We start from the raw sequence: 539 nt of genomic DNA on the forward strand, positions 1-539 counted from the left end.
GCCCAGGGCATGGGCGGCGAGCTGGGCCAGGCCGTGGTGGTGGACAACCGCGGCGGCGCGGGCGGCAACATCGGCGGCCAGGTGGCGGCGCGCGCGCCGGCCGACGGCTACACGCTCTTCATGGGCACGGTGGGCACCCACGCCATCAACGCAGCGCTCTACAGGAAGATGCCCTTCGATCCCGTGAAGGACTTCGCGCCCCTGACCCGCGTGGCCAACGTGCCCAACCTGCTGGTCGCCAACCCCGCGCAGCCCTTCAAGACGGTGCAGGAGCTGATCGCCTATGCCAAGGCCAACCCGGGCAAGATCAACTTCGGCTCCTCGGGCAGCGGCAGCTCCATCCACCTGTCGGGGGAGCTGTTCAAGAGCATGGCCAAGGTGGACATGCAGCACGTGCCCTACCGCGGCAGCTCGCCCGCAGTCACCGACCTGCTCGGCGGGCAGCTGGGCATCATGTTCGCCGACGTGGTCGCGGCCCTGCCGCACATCCGCGCCGGCAAGCTGAGGGCGATCGCGCTCAGCTCGCCGCGCGGCCGGCT

The 539-nt window shown here is 70.9% G+C and carries 1 protein-coding gene; it reads left to right on the forward strand.

Annotated features, from left to right (window positions below):
• Positions 1 to 539: tripartite tricarboxylate transporter substrate-binding protein (locus E4T88_RS18820; protein WP_260393728.1), on the forward strand; the 539-nt coding region annotated here is incomplete at both ends.

It is taken from the genome of Dysgonomonas mossii, from assembly GCF_004569505.1.
Classification (GTDB): Bacteria; Bacteroidota; Bacteroidia; order Bacteroidales; family Dysgonomonadaceae; genus Dysgonomonas.